Raw genomic sequence first — 17,903 nt, 5'->3', positions numbered from 1 at the left:
GCACTCCGTAAGGGGGTGACCGTCACCCCGGGCTGATCCCGCCCGGGGCGCCGTCACGGGATCGGCGGATCCGGCCACCGGCATCAGCGGTTGCGCCACTGCGGGCTGCGGCGCTCGCCGAACGCGGTAACCCCCTCCCGGAAGTCCGCGCTGCCGTACACCCGGGCAAGCAGGTCCTCGGCCGGGTCGAGCCCGGCCGCGCCGCCGACCCGCCGGTCCAGCTCCTTGAGCGCGGCCAGGGTCAGCGGGGCGCCCGCGGCGATCCGGCCGACGACGTCGGCGACCTTCTCCTCCAGCTCGTCGGCGGTGACGACGGCGTGCACGAACCCGGCGGCGGCCGCGTCCGCGGCGGAGAGCAGGGTCGCGGTCAGCAGCATCGCCGTGGTCCGGCCGGCGCCGAGCCGGTCGCGCAGCCGGTGCACCGTGGCCGGGGTGATCACGTTGCCGAGGGTGCGGGCGATCGGGACGCCGAACCGGGCGTCCTCGGTGGCGACCAGGACGTCGCAGCTCGCGGCGATGGCCAGGCCGCCGCCGATCGCCGGGCCCTCGACGACGCCGACGACCGGTACCCGGACGGCGAGCAGCGCGTCGATCACCGCACCGATCCGGCGCTCGTAGGCGATGCCGTCGTCGCCGTCGCGGAAGTCGGCGAACTGCCCGATGTCGGTGCCCGCGGCGAACGACCCGCCCGCGCCGCGGACCACCACGACCCGCAGATCGGGATCGTCGTTCGCGGCGGTGCTCAGCCGCTGCAGCTCGTCGTACATCCGCCAGGTCAGGGCGTTGCGGCGGCCGGGGTGGGACAGCTCCACCCACAGCACGGAGCCGTCCCGGCGGTGGGTCACCCGGTCCTCGCTCATGATCCGAACACCTCATCGGTGTGCTCGCCGAGCATCGGGGGATGCCGGTGCACGGTGGCCGGTGTCGTCGTCAGCCGGATCGGCGAGGCGATCACCGGCACCGTGCCGTCCAGCGGGTGCTCGAAGGAGGTGACCATGCCGCGGGCCCGGACGTGCGGGTCGGAGTCCAGGATCTGCCGGTAGTCCTGGATCGGGCCGGCCGGCACGCCCGCGTCCAGCAGGGTCTCGACCCAGGTGTCGGTGTCGGCGTCGGCGAGCCGCTCCTCGAGCACCGCGACCAGCTCCGGGATGTGGTCGAGCCGGTCCATGTTGGAGGCGAAGCGGGGATCATCGGCGAGCCCGTCCATCCCGAGCGCGCTGCACATCCGCCGCCACAGCCGCTCGTTGTTGGCGCCGACCGTGATGTGCCCGTCCCGGGTGGCGAGCGCCTGGTAGGGCGCCGACATCCGGTGCGCCGACCCGAGCGGCTCCGGCACCTTCCCGGTGCTCCAGTACTCGACGGACTCCCACACCGACAGCGCGAGCACCGACTCGAACAGCGAGGTCTCCAGGTACTGGCCCTCGCCGGTGCGCCGGCGCCAGTTCCAGGCGGACAGGATGCCGATCGCGGTGAACAGGCCGGCGCCCAGATCGCCGAGCGGGAGACCGCACTTGACCGGCCGTCCGCCGGGCTCGCCGGTGATGCTCATGACGCCGCCCATCGCCTGGGCGATCAGGTCGTAGCCGGGCCGGGTCGAGTAGGGACCGTCCTGCCCGAAGCCGGAGATGCTGGCGTAGATCAGCTGCGGGTTCAGTGCGGACAGCGTCGGATAGTCCACGCCGAGCCGGGCGGTGACGCCCGGCCGGAAGTTCTCCACGACGACGTCGGCGTCCCGGACGAGCCGGTGCAGCCGGGCCAGCCCCTCCGGGCTCTTGAGATCGACGGTCACGCTGCGCTTGTTCCGGTTGAGCGCCATGAACCCGCGGCTGTCCCGGCCGGCCTCCGGCCGTCCCCACGACTGCCGGGTCTGGTCGCCGGAGTCCGGGTTCTCCACCTTGATGACGTCCGCGCCGAGATCGGCGAGCACCATCGTGCAGTAGGGCCCGGCCATCACCTGGGTGAGGTCGAGGATGGTCATGTCGGCGAGCGCCCGCGCCTGCGGCGCGCCCTCGGCTGCTGCCCGTGCGGTCACGGTGCCTCCTGGGTTGTCGTCTGCGGATGGGTGTCCGGGGGTGCTCACCCGTCGAAACCGATCATCTGGCGGACCGCGGTGCCGCCGGCCAGGTTGTCCATCGCCCGGTTCAGGTCGTCGAGCCCGATCGTGTCCGAGACCAGCCGTTCCACCGGCAGCCGGCCGCTGCGCCACAGCTCGACGAACCGGGGGATGTCGCGGGCGGGGACGGCGGACCCCAGGTAGGAGCCGACGATGCTGCGCGCCTGGGCGGTCAGGCCGAGCGGGGCGATGGTGGCGACGGCGTCCGGCGCGGGCAGCCCGACCGTCACGGTGCTGCCGCCGGGCCCGGTGAGGCGGACCGCGGTCTCGAAGGCCGGCGCCGAACCGGCGGCCTCGACGACGACGGGTGCGGTCAGGCCGCGCTCCAGCGCCTCCTCGGGGGACAGCGCGCCCGCCCCCAGCGAGCGGGCGAGCTCCCGCTTGCCGGGGACCGGATCGATCCCGATAACCCGGCCGTGCTCCAGCGCCAGTGCGGTCAGGACGGCGGCCAGGCCGACCCCGCCGAGCCCGACCACCACGACGTCGTCGCCGGGGCCGGGCCGGGCCGCGTTGACCACGGCGCCGCCGCCGGTCAGCACCGCGCAGCCGAACAGCGCGGCGACCTGCGGGGGGACGTCGTCGTCGACGGGGACGACCGAGCGGCGGTCCACCACCGCGTGCGTGGCGAAGGCGGAGACGCCCATGTGGTGGTGCACCGGCTCCCCGCCGCGGCGCAGCCGCCGTCCGCCGCCGAGCAGGGTGCCGTCGGTGTTCGAGGCGCTGCCCGGTGAGCACGGCAACCGGCCTCCGGTCCGGCAGCCCGCGCAGTCGCCGCAGCGCGGGAGGAAGGTCATCACCACCCGGGTGCCCGGCTCCAGGTCGCCGGGTCCGGGCCCGACGGCCTCGATCCGTCCCGCGGCCTCGTGACCGAGCAGCATCGGGAGCGGCCGGGCCCGGCTGCCGTTGACGACGGAGAGATCGGAGTGGCACAGCCCGGCGGCCTCCATCCTGACCAGGAGCTCCCCGGGGCCGGGCGGGGCGAGCTCCAGCTCGGCGATCGACACCGGCCGGCTGCGGTCGTACGGGGCGGTGTCGCCGATCCGTTCGAGCACCGCACCGCGGATGGTCGTGGCGGACGGGTCAGGCATTCAGGTCCTCGCTCTCCGGGGTGCGGTTCGCCGCCGCGGCCCGGCGGCGGGAGATCTCCTTGAGCAGCGGCGGTCCGACGAACGCGAGGATCGCCGCGACCGCGAAGACGGCCGAGATCGGCCGCTGGAACACGACCAGCAGGTTCCCGCCGCTCATCGACGACGTCTGGTCCAGCGCGCGTTCCAGCAGCGGCCCGAGGACCAGGCCGAGCACCAGCGGCGCGACCGGGAACCCGAACCGCTTCATCAGGTAGCCGAGCATCCCGGCGACGAGCACCACCCACAGCGTGAAGGTGTTGTTGCCGACCGCGAAGGCACCGACGAACCCGAGGAACAGGATCAGCGGATAGAGGTAGCTGTAGGGCAGCCGCAGCACCTGCGCGAACACCGGGGCGAGCGGCAGGTTGAGCACCAGCAGCAGCAGGTTGCCGAAGAAGAACGACACCAGCAGGCCCCACACCAGCGCCGGATGCTGCTCGAACAGCAGCGGTCCCGGCTGCAGCCCGAAGATGACGAACGCGCCGAGCAGGATCGCGGTCGTCCCGGAGCCCGGGATGCCCAGGGACAGGGTGGGGATGAAGCTCGCGTTGGCGGCGGCGTTGTTCGACGCCTCCGGGCCGGCGACGCCCTCGACCGTGCCGCTGCCCAGCTTGCGGCGGTTCGGCCCGACCCGGCCCTCCAGGCCGTAGGCCATGAAGCTGGCCAGGGTCGCGCCCGCCCCGGGCAGCACGCCGAGACCGAAGCCGGTCGCGGTGCCGCGCAGCGTCGGCGCGACCGAGCGGCGCAGCTCCGAGCGGGTGAGCAGCAGGTCGCGGAAGCGGGCCCGGATGGGCGCCTCACCGCCGCGGTGGATCTGGTGCAGCACCTCGCCGATCGCGAACAGGCCGATCATGACGGCGACGAACTCGAAGCCGCTCAGCAGGTTGACGCTGCCGAAGGTGAACCGGGCGACCGGGAACCCGGCGGCGATGCCGACCATCGAGATCAGCAGCCCGACGGCGGCCATGATGATGCCGCGCAGCACCTTGTCCCCGGCGAAGGTCACGATCGTCGCGAGCCCGAGCACGATGATCGCGAGGTTCTCCGGCGGCCCGAAGTTGAGGGCGAACGCCGCGATCGGCTGGGCGAGCAGGAGCAGCCCGACCAGGGTGATGATCGAGGCGACGAACGAGGAGATCGCGGAGATGGCCAGCGCCGCACCGGCCCGCCCGTTGCGGGCCATCTGGTAGCCGTCGAGGGTGAGCACCACCGACGACGAGTCGCCCGGCGTGGCCAGCAGGATCGAGCTGGTGGACGCGCCGTACTGGGAGCCGTAGTAGATCCCGGCGAGCATGGTGAGCGCGGTGATCGGCTCCATCGCCAGGGTCACCGGCAGCAGGATCGCGACCCCGGTCGCCGAGCCGAGACCGGGCAGCAGCCCGATCACGGTGCCGAGGAAGACGCCGACGAAGCACCAGAGCAGGTTGGTGGGGGAGAGCGCGGTCTCCAGCCCGAGCTGCAGGTTCTCGATCACGGCGGCCTCAGACCAGCCCGAGCAGGCCGGTCGGGGTGGGCACGCCGAGCGCCACGACGAAGATCAGGTAGGCGGCCGCGACGACGCCGACGGTGGTCAGCGCGGCGGGCAGGACCGGCTTGCGCTCCACGCCGAGCGTGATGGCGAGGACCATCGCGCCGAGCGCGAGCAGCAGGCCGATCACCGGTACCAGCAGCAGCGCGCCGAGCAGGATCGCGAACACCGTGACGATCGCCCGGCCGCGCTGGCGCGCGGTCCGGCCGAAGGTGTCCCGCTGCTCCTCGTGCGCGGCGGCGGTGGCCCGGGCGGCCCGCTCCTCGATCCGGTCGACGCCCTCGAGCAGCGACCCGGTGCCTGCGGGTGGTGCCGCGAGGTACATCCGGGCGATCTCGGCGAGTGCGGCGACGAGGATGAAGGCGCCGGTCACCGTCGGCAGGAAGCCGGCTCCGACGTGCCCGTCGTCGTCGAACATGCCGTAGCCGTGACCGAGCACGGTGGCGGCGGCACCGATCGCGGCCAGCAGCGCCGTCCCGACGACGTCGGAGCGGGCCGGCCGGGTGCGGCGCGGCTGTACCGCCTGCTCAGCCATTGTCCAGGACCGACGCGACGTCGGCGTGGTACTCGTCGAGGTAGGCGCCGAACTCGTCGCCGTAGGACGCCGAGGCCTGGAGCAGGTTGTCGGCGACGTAGGTCGAGTAGGCGTCGGATTCGGCGAACTCGCGGCCGGCGTCGATCCAGTAGTCGCGCGCCTCGGCGGGGATGTCGCCCGGCGCGACGATGCCGCGCCACTGCGCGAACTCCACCGGGATGCCCTGTTCGGCGCCGGTCGGGATGTCGGCGAGCGCCTCGTACTCGTAGCGCTGCGGGGCGAGCACGCACAGCGCCCTCGCGTCGCCGGACTCCAGCTGGCCGAGGATCTCGCCGGGGTTCATCCCGGCGGCGTCGATGTGCCCGCCGAGCAGCGCGGCGGTCACCTCGCCGCCGGACTCGAAGTTGACCCGGTCGAAGCTCGCGCCGGTCTCCATCTCGACCATCCGCCAGGTGATGAACTCCGGGCCGGAGGTGCCGGCGACGCCGATCGAGGTCTCGTCGGCGGCCTCGACGACGTCGGTGCAGGTCTGGTGCGGCGAGTCGGCGCGCACGGTGATGACGTTGTAGTCCTCGCCGACCTTCATGATCGGCGTGAAGTCCTGGTAGCTGAACGGGACGTCCTGCACGATCGGCAGGGTCACCAGCGAGGTCTCGGCGGCGAGCAGTGTGGTGGCGTCGCCCCGGCTGCCGACCAGCTGGGCGTAGCCGACGGCGCCCGACCCGCCGACCAGGTTGTCGACGGTGATGGTGGCGCCGGTGATGGGTTCGAGGCCGCCGGCGATCGCCCGGCCGGCCAGGTCGGACCCGCCGCCCGCGGCGAACGGGACGAGCATCGTCACCGAGTCGCCGGGGGAGTAGACGCCGTTCTCGTCGGTCCCGCCACCGCCGCCCGCGCAGGCGGTGAGGAGCAGGGCGGACGCGCCGACGGCTGCGGTGAGCAGCGCGGATCGGCGGGTGGATCTCCACGGTCGGTTCATGAACTCTCTCCTCGTTGAGACGGTTCCTCGTCGACGTGCAGGGGTGCCCGGCGGGCGGGACGGCCGCGCGGTCCGGTGCGGGTCCGGTCCGGTGCGGTCGGTTCGCGGGCGAGGGACGGGCGGAACGGCCCTGCGGCGGCCGCTGTGGCCTGCCGGAGCCGGCCCGCCGGAGGGGCCGGAACGTGCCGGTGCGGTGACCGGATCTGAACTATTGTCTACAGTATTCCGTAGTGTGGGGCAAGTCTCGCGCGGCGCCTGGAGCGACTATTGTCTACAGTCTTCAGCGAGGCGGCAACGGTTGTGGCGCGGGATCCGCGCCGCGGAGGAGGCAGTCGTGCAGGATCAGGACGTCGCCGGGGCGGCGCCGGACCGGGGTGCCGGGACCGGGCGGGTCGAGCAGCGGAGCCTGGTGGCGCTCGCCCGGGACGCGATCCGGCGCGACATCCTGGCCGGTGAGCTGGCGCCCGGCGCCCGGCTGATCGAGGAGCGGCTGACCGAGCGGCTCGGGATCAGCCGCCCGCCGCTGCGCGAGGCGCTGCGCCTGCTGGAGGGCGACGGCCTGATCGAGATCCGGCCCCGGCGCGGCGCGGTCGTCGCCACGATGGACGAGCGCGACGTGCACGAGGTCATGACGCTGCGCTCCGGACTGGAGCGGATGGCGATCGAGCAGGGGGTGCCGGTCCGCAACCCGCGGGTGCTCGAACCCGTGCACGCGGCGCTGGCGGGGATGGAGCACGACGCGCGCACCGAGGACCGGGCCTCGCTGGTGCAGCACGCCTACGCGCTGCACGCCTCCATCGTCGACATCGCCGAGCACCGGCGGTTGAGCGCGATCTACCGGTCCGTCCAGGAGCAGATCCTGCTCTGCATGTCCCGCAACCTGATCGCCCGGGAGCGCTACTTCGAGACGCTGGTCGAGCACGCCGCCCGGCACCGGTACCTGGTGGAGCTGATCGAGGCCGGTGACCCGGCGGCGGTGCTCGCCGAGCTGGCCGTGCACGGCGAGCGGTCGTTCACCGCGTACCCGGACGGGACGCCGCCGCCCCCGGCCTGACCGGCACGGGGGCGGCGGCCAGCACGGTTACGGAGCGGACTCCCGCTCCAGCCGCAGCAGCTCCAGGTGCTGCTCGTACTGGTCGAGCAGGTCGTCGACGAGCTGCCCGTAGCTGTAGCCCATGACGTTGTAGCCCTGGCCGCCGCCGTGCAGGTGCACCTCGACCCGGTGGTGGTCGGTCCAGGACGCCCGCTCGGCCGGATCGGCCCCGTCCGCGGCGCCGGGATCGAGCTCGTAGCGGGGCAGGCCGGTGATCCGCGGGACCAGCCGGTAGACGAACGGCAGGCTCTCGTGCACGTCGGCGACGAGCTCGAGGGGCTGCATGCCGTCCGGGCGGTCCTCGCCCGGCTCGATCTCCGGGGCGTCCTCGTCCGAGCAGCGCTGGACGGTGGTCGGCACCCCCTGGCCGCGCAGCTCGGCGGCGACCTCCTCCAGGACCGAGGTGGCGGTCCCGGACAGGAACAGGTCGGCGCCCTGGCTGTCGGCGTGCCCCATCGTGCGGCGCAGCCGGACCCGCCAGTCCCGGCCGGCCGCGTCGCCGTCGCCGTTCGCGGATCCGCCCGGCCGGCTCCGGCCGGACAGCAGCGCGGGCAGGCTGGACTGCTTGCTCTGCGAGCGGTACCGCTCCAGCCGCAGCGCCTTGAACAGGCCGAACATCACCAGCACCATGACGAACGCGAACGGCAGACCCATGATCACCGTCGCGTTCTGCAGGGTGGTGATCCCGCCGACGAACAGCATGCCGAGCGTCAGCAGGCCGGTCGCGGCCGCCCAGAAGATCCGGTTGGCCGGCGTGCCGTCGTCCCGCGGGGTCTTGCGGTAGGAGGTCAGGTTCGCCATGACCAGCGCGCCGGAGTCGGCCGACGTCACGTAGAACAGCAGCCCGGTCAGGGTCGCCAGGCCGGCCAGGAACGGGAACCACGGGTACTGCTCGAGCAGCATGTAGAAGCCGGTCTCGGGGGCGTTCACCGCCGCGTCGGCCAGCTCGGTGTTGCCGCCGCGGACGCTCTCCAGGGCGGCGTTGCCGAAGATCGAGATCCAGAACAGGATGTAGAAGAACGGGATCACCAGGGTGCCGACGACGAACTGGCGGATCGTGCGGCCGCGCGAGATGCGAGCCAGGAACAGCCCGACGAACGACGCCCAGGCGATCCACCAGGCCCAGAAGAACAGCGTCCACAGGTTCAGCCACTCGGCGACGTCCGGGTTCGCCTGCTCGAACGCGAAGGTCTCCATGGTCAGCGCCGGGAAGCTGGACAGGTAGTCGCCCAGGTTCGTCACCAGCGCGTTGAGCAGGAACGAGGTGTTCCCGGTGACCAGGATGAACAGGGCGAGCAGCAGCGCGGCCGCCACGTTCAGCTCGGAGAGCCGCTTGATGCCCCGGTCGACGCCGGACACCGCGGAGATCGTCGCGATCACCACGGCCACCGCGACCAGCGCGATCTGCGCGCCGAGCCCCTGCGGCACGCCGAACATCACGTTCAGCCCGACGTTGAGCAGCACCACGGCGATGCCCAGCGACGTGGCGATCCCGAAGATGGTGCCGAGCACGGCGGCCAGGTCCACCGCGTGCCCGACCCGGCCGAAGACGCGCTTGCCGATCAGCGGGTAGAGCGCCGAGCGGATCGACAGCGGCAGCTCGCGCCGGTAGGCGAAGTAGGCCAGCGCGATGCCCATCAGCGCGTACATGCCCCAGCCGGTGAGGCCGTAGTGGAACAGCGTCCACACGGTCGCCTCGCGGGCCGCGGCGATCGTCTCGGGATCGCCGACCGGCGGCGCGGTGAACTGCGTGATCGGCTCGGCGACCGAGAAGAACATCAGGTCGGTGCCGATCCCGGCGGCGAACAGCATCGCCGCCCAGGAGAGGTTCGAATAGTCCGGTTTCGAATGGTCCGGGCCGAGCCGGATCGAGCCGTACGGCGAGAGCGCGAGGAACAGCACGAACAGCAGCACCACGGAGGCGACCAGGATGTAGAACCAGCCGAAGCTGGTCGCGATCACCCCGACCAGTGCGCCGATGACGGCGTCGGCGTTGTCCGGCAACAGGATCGCCCACAGCGCGACGACGAGCACGCCGATCGCCGAACCGTAGAAGACGGGCTTGTTGAGCCGGACGCTCGGCTCGTCAGGGCGTGCGTCACCGGATCCGGACTCCGTCTCGACGGACGGGCTGTCGCTCATCGGGTCGAACCTCCTCGGATGGACAAACGGACCGACCCTATTCACGTCGAAAGGTGTCTGCCATCCGATCCGGGTAACGAATGGGACGCATCGTTAAGCGATGGCCGGACGCATGACCGTCCGCGCCCGGTCGCTCGCTCAGGGGTGCTCTCGGGGGCGGGCCGGGGACGCCCCCGATACCCGGGCGCCGCGCGCCGGGCGAGGGTGGATCACCACTGGATCACCGACGACGTGCGCCCACCGAGGAGACCGATGACCATCCCGACCCGCCGGAGCCGTGCAGGCCGCCCGGGCCGCCGCCCGGCCGGTGTCACTGCCGTGCCGCTCGTCCTGGTCGCCGCCGCCGTCGCTGTCGCCCTGGCTCCGGCGGCTCCAGCGGCTCCAGCGGCTCCGGTGGCTCCGGTGGCTCCGGTGGCTGCGCAGGCCGCTGCTGCGCGGGCCGCTGCTGCGCCGGCCGGTCCGGGGCCCCGGGCCGCGGTGCAGGCGTACGCGGAGCGGTTCGCCGTGCCCGCGACGGTCGCCGTGCTCGTCGACCGGGAGGGTGCCGTCACGACGGTGCCGCACGGCGTGACCTCGGAGGGTGCCCCGGTCACCGCCGACACCCCGTTCCGGATCGCGTCGATGAGCAAGGCGTTCACCGCGGTGGCGGTGCTGCAGCTGGCCGAAGCGGGCCGGATCGACCTGGACGGGCCGGTCGCCGCGGCGCTGCCGGGGTTCACCGTCGCGGACCCGCGCGCGGGGGACGTCACCGTGCGGCACCTGCTCGCGCACACCTCCGGGCTGTCCAACCAGGACGTCGACGAGTTCGCGCTGCCCCCGGCCGCCTCGGCCGCCGCGCTGGTCGAGCGCCTGTCCCGGGTCCCGCTGGCCGCCGATCCCGGCACCGTGCACCAGTACCTGAACGCCAACTACGTGGTGGCGGCACGACTGGTCGAGGTCGTCACCGGACGGCCGTTCGCCGATCACCTGCACGACGCGGTGCTGGCACCGCTCGGGATGAACTCGACCGTCGCGACCGACCGGTGCGACGCCGCGGTCCCCGGACTGGCCCGCGGGCACGTGGGCGCGCTCGGCGTGCAGGTCCCGGCGCCCGAGATCCCGTCGTTCTGCGCCGGGGACGGCGGCGTCGTCAGCACCGCGGCGGACCTGACCCGGTGGGTGCGGTTCCAGCTCGGCGACGGCACGGCGGCGGACGGCACCCGGCTGCTGTCCACCGCGGCACTGCGCGGGGCGCACACACCGTCCCCGGGAACCGACGGCCGCTACGGGCTGGGCTGGTCGGTCCGGACCGCCGACGACGGCCGCACCCGGGTGCTGCACGGCGGCGCGCTCGCGACCTGGTCCAGCGGGATCGAGCTGTCGTCGGCCGGGTCCGCGGCGTTCGTGCTGACCGACGCGTCGGGCGGGAACCCGGGCGCGCTGGCCGCGGACCTCGTGGCCCGCGCCGACGGTGCCCCCGGGGTGCCGGTCGACGACCCGTACCGGCCGCTGAACCTGGCGCTGCTCGGGCTGACGGTCCTGGCCGCGGCGCTGCTGGGCACGGCGGTGCTGCGGGCCCGGCGGCGGGCCGCGCGGCTCGGCGGGCGCCGGCGGGTGGTGGCGCTGCCCGCGCTCGCGGTCGGCGCCGGGATCCTGCTGCTGCCCGCGCTGTCGCTGCTCGCGGGCCCGCCGAGCGCGACGGCGTGGACGCTGGTGCTGTGGCTGCTGCCGCTGAGCGGGGTGCTGGCGCTGGTCCTGATGGCAGGTGGGACCGCCGCGCTGGTGGCCCGGTCCGGGGCGGCGAGGGCGGAGCGCGGGCGGTCGCCGGAACGACCCGGCCCGCCCGGGATCACGGCGCGGCGGTGAGCTCCCGGACGATCTCCGCGACGGCGCCGGGGGCCTCGTGCACCGCCGCCTCACCGACCCCGGGCAGCACCCGCACGCCGGAGCCCATGAGCGCCTCCACCGGGCGGGCGATCCGGTCGTGACGGTGCATCGCGTCGTGCTCGCCGACGAGCACCCGGTGCGGGGTGTCGCGCCAGCGACGCAGCACCGCGTTCGGCAGCAACGCCGGTGGCTCCCGGCCAACGCGCCGGTCAGCCCACCGAGAACCGCCGCGCTCTCCGCGGCGGCGGGGAGGACGAGCACCCACGGCCCGGCCGCACCGGCCAGCGTGACGTGCGTGGCACCGAGCGTGGTGGCCACCACGCGCCGGTCGCGGACGGCGCCGTCGGCGGTCAGGCGCGCGGTGCACCAGTCGCGCACCTCCCGCCCGGCGGCTTCGTCGTCGTAGATCGACACCTCGGTCCCCCCCGCTCGATCCGGTCCGCCGCCGAGGCTACCGACGGCCGCCTCCGGTCAGCTCCCGGCCGGGGTCCCGGCGAGCGCCTCGGCCAGCTTCGGCGACACGTCGTCGATGGCGTACGGCAGCGACAGCGGGCTGGAGTAGCCCAGCGCGGCGGCGAACTCGGTGTCGAACGCGCCGAGGTAGACGATCCGGCCCTGCTCGACCGCCGGGATCGCCCGGAACACCGGATCGGCCTCGGACTCGGCGCGCGAGCGGCCCAGCACGGTCAGCACGTCGGCGTCGAGCAGGCCCTGCTCCTCCAGCGAGAGGGTCTGCGAGTCGGGCCGGACGTCGAAGCCGAGGCCCTGGAACAGCTGGGCGCGCAGGTCGTCGGTGCCCATGTCGTACGGGGTGCCCTCGATGTAGAAGCCCAGCTTGAGGGTCTTGCCGGCGAACTCGGGATTCGCCTGGATCGCCTCGTCGAACCGGGCCCGGGTGTCGGCGATGACCTGCTCGGCCTCCGCGGTGCGGCCGGTGGCCTGCCCGGTGATCCGGGTCTGCTCGTCCCAGGTCGCCGGGTTCGTGCCGTCCACGGTGCCCTGCGCGACGGTCGGCGCGATCTGCGACAGGGCGTCGTAGGTGGCCTGGTCCATGAACGAGTAGACGCCGAGGATCAGATCGGGCTGCAGCGCGGCGACCTGCTCGACCGGGATGTCGGTGCCGGAGAGCAGCTGCGGTGCCGGACCCCGGGACAGCGCCTCCTGCGCCCACGGGCGCTGCTCGTAGTCGTAGTCGCCGAGGTTCTCCCGGACCCCGACCGGCTGCACGCCGACGGCGAGGGCGAAGTCGGCGTCGTTGAAGCCGACGGTGACCACCCGCTGCGGCTGCTCCTCGATGGTGGTGGAACCGAAGGCGTGCTCCAGCGTCACCGGGAAGGACCCGGACGGCGGGGTGCCGCCGGCCTCGGCGGGCTGCTCCTCGGTGCCCGACGAGCAGCCCGCGAGGGCGAGCAGCAGGACCGCACAGGCAGCGGTCGTGCGGAGCAGTGAACGGGGCATTACCGGTCCTTTCCGAAGATCCGCCCGGTGCGGATCACGTCTGTGTGGGGTCGCCCGGGGCGCCGCCGTCCCGGCCGCGGGCGCCGGACCAGGCGTCCCACAGCCGGGCGTAGCGGCCGCCCGCGGCGACCAGCTCGTCGTGCGGGCCCTGCTCGACGACCCGGCCGTCGTCGAGCACGACGACCCGGTCGGCGGCGGCGGCCTGGCTGAGCCGGTGCGCGACGACCAGCCCGGTCCGGCCGGCCAGCGCCGCCTCGGCCGAGTCCTCGAGCACCCGGGCGCCGGCGCTGCCCGCCTCGGCGGTGGCCTCGTCGAGCACCAGCAGCCGCGGACCGGCGAGCACGACGCGGGCCAGCGCCAGCTGCTGGGCGGCGACCACCGGCAGCCGGTGGCCGCCGTCGCCGACGACGGTGTCCAGCCCGTCCGGCAGCACGCGGGCCCAGGCACCGGCGCCGACCCGGTCGAGCGCGTCGAGCAGCTCGGCCTCCCCGGCGTCCGGCCGGACCAGGCGCAGGTCGTCGGCCAGGGTCCCGGCGAACACGTGCGACTCCTGGGTGACCAGCACGACGGCGTCCCGCCGCCGGTCCGGCGCGATGTCGGTGAGCCGGACGCCGCCGATCTCGACGGTGCCCGCGGCGGGGGAGTGCACCCCGGCGACGATCCCGGCCAGCGTCGACTTGCCGGCACCGCTGGCCCCGACCAGCGCCACCCGCTCGCCGGGCGCGACGTCGAGATCGACGCCGGCCAGCACCGGATGACCGTCGACGTAGTGGTGGGTGAGCCCGCGGACCCGCAGCCCGGCGCCCTCCGGGACGGCCGGCGTCGCCGGATCGGCGGGCCGGTCCAGGTCGGCGACGCCGACGATCCGGCGCAGCCCGGCCATCGCGGTCTGCGCCGCGTCCAGCTGGAACAGCACGATGTTGATCGGGGTGAACAGGTTGACGAAGTACAGCGCCGCGGCGCTGGCCGTGCCGATCGTCGCGCCGCCGGTCGACACCAGCCAGAACCCGGTGACCAGCACCGCGGCCAGCCCGATGTACTCGGCCAGGTTGAGCCGGGCGAACAGCCGGGTGTGCATCCGGACGACGGTGACCACCAGCCGGGCCACCTCGGCGGCCCGCTCGGCGACCGCGCCGGCGTGCCGCTCGTGCAGCCGGAACGCGCGCACCGTGGGCAGCCCGGCCGCGGTGTCGAGCAGCATCTGCTGCTGGGCGCCCCCGGCGATCCGCTGCGCGGTGTAGACCGGCGTGGAGCGGCCCAGGAACGACCGCGCGGTCCACACCTGCACCGGGACGGCGAGCAGCGCGGCGAGCAGGAACCGCCAGTCCAGGACGGCGAGCGCGACCAGGGTGAGCGCGACGAGCAGCGCGGCGCGGGCGAGCGCCGGGACGGCCTCGCGGACGGCCTCGCCGACCACCTGGACGTCGTCGGTCACCCGGGAGGTCAGGTCGCCCGAACCGGCCGCCTCCACCCGGGCCTGCGGCAGGTGCAGGGCGCGGTCGACGAACCGTTCGCGCAGACCGGCGAGCAGCGTCTCGCAGAACCGGGCGGCCAGCGCCACCCCGAGCGCGGCCAGCACACCCTGGACGACGGCGATCGCGGCCAGTCCGAGGACCGGCGGCAGGATCGTGGCCGCGCCGCCGGACCCGCCGGCGTCGGCGACCCGGTCGACGATCTCGCCCAGCAGCGGTGCGGCCAGCAGGCTCGCCGCGGCGCCGGCCACCAGCACGGCGAGCGCGAGGACCGCGGTGCCGCGGTGCGGGCGGCCCAGCTCGGCGAGGACCGCGCGGATCCGCCGGCCGGACGCGATCGGCAGCAGCACCTGGCTCATGCCGTCACCACCGCGCGGTAGTCCGGATCGGCCATCAGCTCGGCGTGCGTGCCGCGGGCCCGCACCCGGCCGTGCACCAGGAAGGTGACGGTGCCCGCCCGGGCCAGCAGCGCCGGGCTGGTGGTGACCAGCAGCGTGCTGCGTCCGGCGCGGTGCGCGGCGAGGCCCTCGGCGACCCGGGACTCGGTGACGGCGTCCACCGCCGTCGTCGGGTCGTGCAGGACCAGCACCGGGGCGTCCGCGGCGAGCGCGCGGGCGAGCGCGATCCGCTGCCGTTGCCCGCCGGACAGCGAGCGGCCGCGGGCGGCGACGTCGGTGTCCGCACCGGCGGGCAGGGTGGCGGCGACCTGGTCGGCGGCGGCCGCCGTCATCGCCCGCCGCGGATCGGTGCCCGCCGGTGCGCCGGCCACCACGTTCTCGTGCAGCGACCCGGCGAACAGGTGCGCGTCGTGCGCCGCGACCAGCACCGCGCCCCGGGCGACCTCGGCCGGCCAGGCGTCGAGCGGGACGCCGTCCAGGGTGATCCGGCCCGCCGCGGGCTCGGCCTCGCGGGCCAGGCAGCCGAGCAGCCGCGCCGCGTCCTCCGGATCGGCCGCGACCAGCGCCGCCGGGGCGCCCGGGCCGACGTCCAGGTCGATCCCCGCGGTACTGCCGGTGTCGGTGTTGCTTCCCTGGGCCGGGTCGTCGAGCCGGACCCCGCGCAGCGAGAGCACGCCGGGCCCGGCGTCCGGGTTCGCATCGGGGAGCCCGGCGGCGGCGTCGCCGACCGCGGCGGGCGCGGACAGCACCGCGGCGATCCGGGCGGCGGACGCCCTGGCCTGGGCCCATCGGGCGCTGACGAAGCCGAACATCTGCAGCGGGCCGACCAGGAACTGGGCCAGCCCGACGGCGGAGACGAGCTGGCCGACGGTGATCGAGCCGTTCAGCGCGGCCAGCCCGCCGACCAGGGCGATCACCGCCAGGAACAGCCCGTTGGTGAGCTGGACGGCGCCCAGGAAGCCGGCCTCGGCGCGGGTCGCCCGCAGGGTCGCGGCGAGCGCGTCGCGGGAGGAGCCGCGGTAGCGCCGCACGGCGGCCGGGCGGGCGCCGATCCCGGTCAGCACCCGCAGCCCGGACACCAGGTCGGCGGCGGTGCCGGCGGCCCGGGCGGCCCGCTCCTGTTCCGGGCCGGAGCGCCGCTCCAGCGGCCGGACGACCAGCTGCACCAGCCAGAGCAGCGGCGGCGTGCCGAGCAGGATCAGCAGCCCGAGGGAGAGGTCGATGGTGAGCAGTGCGACCGCGGCGACGGTCACCGCGGCGATCGCGGCGAGCCCGAGCGGCAGCGCCGTGTTCAGCTCGGCGACCCGCTTGCTGTCCGACACCGCGATCCCGGTCAGCTCCCCGGGCAGCCGGCCGGACTCGCCGCCGCCGCGGGGATGGAGCAGCCGGCCGGCGACCAGCCGGCGCAACCGGGCGTCCGCCCAGGCGTCGGCGTGCCAGGCCTGCCGCGCGCCGAGCCGGTAGGAGAAGGAGAGCAGCAGGAAGTCCAGTGCCAGCACGGCGAGCCAGCCGGCCAGGGCCACCGGATCACCGGTCGCGACCGCCCGGTCGATGATCACCCCGACCAGCAGCGGCACCAGCGCCTCGCCGGCCTGATGGCTGCAGAACAGCGCCGCGGCCACGCTGATCCGGCCCCGGAACGCCCGCAGCGACCCGCGGAGGACGTCCTTCCCGGAGACCGCTCCGAGCGGGGACTGTTGCGCCGACCCGATCACCCGGAGAGGGTAACCTTACCTTCGCAACCACCTGGTTACCGGGCGGTCAGGTACTCCCGGTGAGGATCTCCCAGAGCACGTCGAGATGCACCGAGGTGGTGCCGACGGCGCCGAACGCCACCCGGATCACCTGCCGGCCGTCGAGCTCGGTGCCGGAGAGGAACACCCGGCCGTCGGCGTTGACCCGGCCGAGCAGCGCCGCGGTCGCCGTGCCGTCCCGGTCGCCGGCGACCCGCAGGCAGACCAGCGACAGCACCGGCTCGCAGGCCAGCTCCAGGTCGTCGTGCCCGCGGACCCGGTGGGCGAGCTCCGCGGCCAGCGCGACGTGCCCGCGCAGGTGCTCGCGCAGCCCGGACAGCCCCTGGCCGTGCAGCACCGCCCACAGCTTCAGGGCGCGGAACCGGCGCCCCAGCGGGACCTGCCAGTCCCGGAAGTCGACCACCGCACCGGAGTCCGACGCGGAGTCCCGCAGGTAGGCCGGGGTGATCGAGAGCGCGGCGGGCAGGGCACCGGCGTCGCGCACCCAGAGCAGCGACGCGTCGAACGCGGTGAGCAGCCACTTGTGCGCGTCGGTGCAGAACGAGTCGGCGCCGGCCACGCCGTCGAGCACCCAGCGGTGCTCGGGGCACAGCGCCGCGACGCCGGCCCAGGCGGCGTCCACGTGCACCCAGGCGCCGTGTGCGGCGGCGACGGCGACGACCTCGCCGACCGGGTCGCTCGATCCGGTCGAGGTGGTCCCGACGGTGGCGCAGACCAGTACCGGGACCAGGCCCTCGTCGACGTCGGCGCGGATCGTCGCGGCCAGCGCGGCCGGGTCCAGCGCGCCGGTGCCGGGCGCGCAGGGCACGGTGCGCAGCCCGGTCGCGCCGAGGCCGGCCACCCGGACCGCCTTCGCCAGCGAGGAGTGCGTCTCGGGGGAGACGTAGACGCGTTCCCGGCCGGTCACCCCGCGGGCCCGCCAGCCCGTCTCCGGATCGGGTGCGGCGCGGTGCAGGGCGGCGGTGAGCGCGACCAGCGCGGCGGACGACGCCGAGTCCTGGATCGAGCCGCCGCCCCCGCCGTCGTGGGTGAAGGTCTCCGGCAGCCCGAGCGCCCTGGCGAGCTGGTCGGTGATCGCCTGCTCCACCTCGGTGCAGGCGGGCGAGGTCGACCAGAGCATGCCCTGCACCCCCGCGCCGCCGCTGAGCAGGTCGCCGAGCAGCGAGGTCAGCGAGGCGTTCGCCGGGAAGTAGGCGTGGAACCCGGGATGCTGCCAGCGGGTGTCGGCGTCGCCGGTGACGGACTCGACCAGCGAGGGGAACCCGGCCAGCGGGGCGGGCGCCTCGGCGGCCTCGCGCGGGAAGCGGGCCCGGACCGTGCCGGGGGCCACGACGTCGCGCACCGGATGCCGCTCGATCCCGGCCCGGGAGTCGGCGACCGCGTCGACGAACAGGTGGCCGAGGGCGCGGAACTCGTCCGGGGTCAGGTCGGGCACGCA

Annotated in this window: 14 protein-coding genes; 2 read left to right on the top strand and 12 right to left on the bottom strand. The window is 74.7% G+C overall.

All coding sequences use genetic code 11. The features are described 5' to 3' along the window. Positions 1 to 83: 83 nt before the first annotated feature. The 6 genes from ABD160_RS23775 to ABD160_RS23750 are packed head-to-tail and all read right to left on the bottom strand — an operon-like array spanning position 84 to position 6,282. Positions 84 to 860, bottom strand: coding sequence for an enoyl-CoA hydratase (locus tag ABD160_RS23775; protein WP_344026177.1), 777 nt, complete (start codon positions 858 to 860; stop codon positions 84 to 86). Beyond that, positions 857 to 2,032 carry a CaiB/BaiF CoA transferase family protein gene (locus tag ABD160_RS23770; protein ID WP_344026175.1) on the bottom strand — a complete coding sequence of 392 codons (1,176 nt, stop codon included), beginning with the start codon at positions 2,030 to 2,032 and terminating at the stop codon, positions 857 to 859. The genes ABD160_RS23775 and ABD160_RS23770 overlap by 4 nt, the downstream gene beginning before the upstream one ends. A 44-nt stretch (positions 2,033 to 2,076) precedes the next feature. Further along, entirely contained in the window at positions 2,077 to 3,201 is a 1,125-nt protein-coding gene (locus ABD160_RS23765; protein WP_344026173.1) for an alcohol dehydrogenase catalytic domain-containing protein, read from the bottom strand. Continuing rightward, positions 3,194 to 4,714: a tripartite tricarboxylate transporter permease gene (locus ABD160_RS23760; RefSeq protein ID WP_344026171.1), complete on the bottom strand. Its 1,521-nt coding sequence runs from the start codon at positions 4,712 to 4,714 to the stop codon at positions 3,194 to 3,196. Before ABD160_RS23760 ends, ABD160_RS23765 begins: the two co-directional genes overlap by 8 nt. Positions 4,715 to 4,721: 7 nt before the next feature. Further along, positions 4,722 to 5,303: a tripartite tricarboxylate transporter TctB family protein gene (locus ABD160_RS23755; RefSeq protein WP_344026169.1), complete on the bottom strand. Its 582-nt coding sequence runs from the start codon at positions 5,301 to 5,303 to the stop codon at positions 4,722 to 4,724. Then, positions 5,296 to 6,282: a tripartite tricarboxylate transporter substrate binding protein gene (locus ABD160_RS23750; protein WP_344026167.1), complete on the bottom strand. Its 987-nt coding sequence runs from the start codon at positions 6,280 to 6,282 to the stop codon at positions 5,296 to 5,298. The genes ABD160_RS23755 and ABD160_RS23750 overlap by 8 nt, the downstream gene beginning before the upstream one ends. 334 nt (positions 6,283 to 6,616) lie before the next feature. On the opposite strand from ABD160_RS23750, the gene ABD160_RS23745 reads away from it, so the two are divergent. Further along, complete coding sequence (locus ABD160_RS23745) at positions 6,617 to 7,336, top strand: GntR family transcriptional regulator (protein WP_344026165.1); 720 nt, start codon at positions 6,617 to 6,619, stop codon at positions 7,334 to 7,336. Between the two features lie 27 nt (positions 7,337 to 7,363). Here ABD160_RS23745 and betT read toward each other — a convergent pair whose 3' ends face one another. Continuing rightward, positions 7,364 to 9,517, bottom strand: coding sequence for a choline BCCT transporter BetT (betT, locus tag ABD160_RS23740; protein ID WP_344026163.1), 2,154 nt, complete (start codon positions 9,515 to 9,517; stop codon positions 7,364 to 7,366). Between the two features lie 402 nt (positions 9,518 to 9,919). Here betT and ABD160_RS23735 point away from each other — a divergent pair, with 402 nt between their 5' ends. Next, positions 9,920 to 11,362: a serine hydrolase domain-containing protein gene (locus ABD160_RS23735; RefSeq protein ID WP_344026161.1), complete on the top strand. Its 1,443-nt coding sequence runs from the start codon at positions 9,920 to 9,922 to the stop codon at positions 11,360 to 11,362. Here ABD160_RS23735 and ABD160_RS23730 read toward each other — a convergent pair. The 5 genes from ABD160_RS23730 to ABD160_RS23710 form a co-directional block, all read right to left on the bottom strand. Further along, complete coding sequence (locus ABD160_RS23730; protein ID WP_344026159.1) at positions 11,346 to 11,564, bottom strand: hypothetical protein; 219 nt, start codon at positions 11,562 to 11,564, stop codon at positions 11,346 to 11,348. The two genes, ABD160_RS23735 and ABD160_RS23730, sit on opposite strands and share 17 nt — an antisense overlap. Before the next feature lie 290 nt (positions 11,565 to 11,854). After that, positions 11,855 to 12,841, bottom strand: a complete 987-nt coding sequence (locus ABD160_RS23725) for an iron-siderophore ABC transporter substrate-binding protein (RefSeq protein ID WP_344026157.1) — start codon at positions 12,839 to 12,841, stop codon at positions 11,855 to 11,857. A 34-nt stretch (positions 12,842 to 12,875) separates the two neighbouring features. Next, positions 12,876 to 14,672 (bottom strand): ABC transporter ATP-binding protein, encoded by a 1,797-nt coding sequence (locus tag ABD160_RS23720; RefSeq protein WP_344026155.1) that lies wholly within the window; start codon positions 14,670 to 14,672, stop codon positions 12,876 to 12,878. Further along, positions 14,669 to 16,426, bottom strand: a complete 1,758-nt coding sequence (locus ABD160_RS23715) for an ABC transporter transmembrane domain-containing protein (RefSeq protein WP_344026153.1) — start codon at positions 16,424 to 16,426, stop codon at positions 14,669 to 14,671. The genes ABD160_RS23720 and ABD160_RS23715 overlap by 4 nt, the downstream gene beginning before the upstream one ends. 46 nt (positions 16,427 to 16,472) lie before the next feature. Next, complete coding sequence (locus ABD160_RS23710; RefSeq protein ID WP_425563655.1) at positions 16,473 to 17,891, bottom strand: pyridoxal-dependent decarboxylase; 1,419 nt, start codon at positions 17,889 to 17,891, stop codon at positions 16,473 to 16,475. Between the last annotated feature and the right edge of the window lie 12 nt (positions 17,892 to 17,903).

Origin of the sequence: Pseudonocardia kongjuensis, assembly GCF_039526905.1 — a bacterium.
In the GTDB taxonomy this organism is placed as follows: Bacteria; Actinomycetota; Actinomycetes; order Mycobacteriales; family Pseudonocardiaceae; genus Pseudonocardia; species Pseudonocardia kongjuensis.
The sequence above is the reverse complement of the archived record's forward strand: the minus strand, read 5'-3'. Positions and strand labels throughout refer to the sequence as shown.

Coding starts and splice junctions, on each gene's coding strand:
- ABD160_RS23725 (WP_344026157.1), bottom strand. CDS start 12,841: ATGCCCCGTTCACTGCTCCGCACGACCGCTGCCTGTGCGGTCCTGCTG.
- ABD160_RS23765 (WP_344026173.1), bottom strand. CDS start 3,201: ATGCCTGACCCGTCCGCCACGACCATCCGCGGTGCGGTGCTCGAACGG.
- ABD160_RS23720 (WP_344026155.1), bottom strand. CDS start 14,672: ATGAGCCAGGTGCTGCTGCCGATCGCGTCCGGCCGGCGGATCCGCGCG.
- ABD160_RS23775 (WP_344026177.1), bottom strand. CDS start 860: ATGAGCGAGGACCGGGTGACCCACCGCCGGGACGGCTCCGTGCTGTGG.
- ABD160_RS23750 (WP_344026167.1), bottom strand. CDS start 6,282: ATGAACCGACCGTGGAGATCCACCCGCCGATCCGCGCTGCTCACCGCA.
- betT (WP_344026163.1), bottom strand. CDS start 9,517: ATGAGCGACAGCCCGTCCGTCGAGACGGAGTCCGGATCCGGTGACGCA.
- ABD160_RS23755 (WP_344026169.1), bottom strand. CDS start 5,303: ATGGCTGAGCAGGCGGTACAGCCGCGCCGCACCCGGCCGGCCCGCTCC.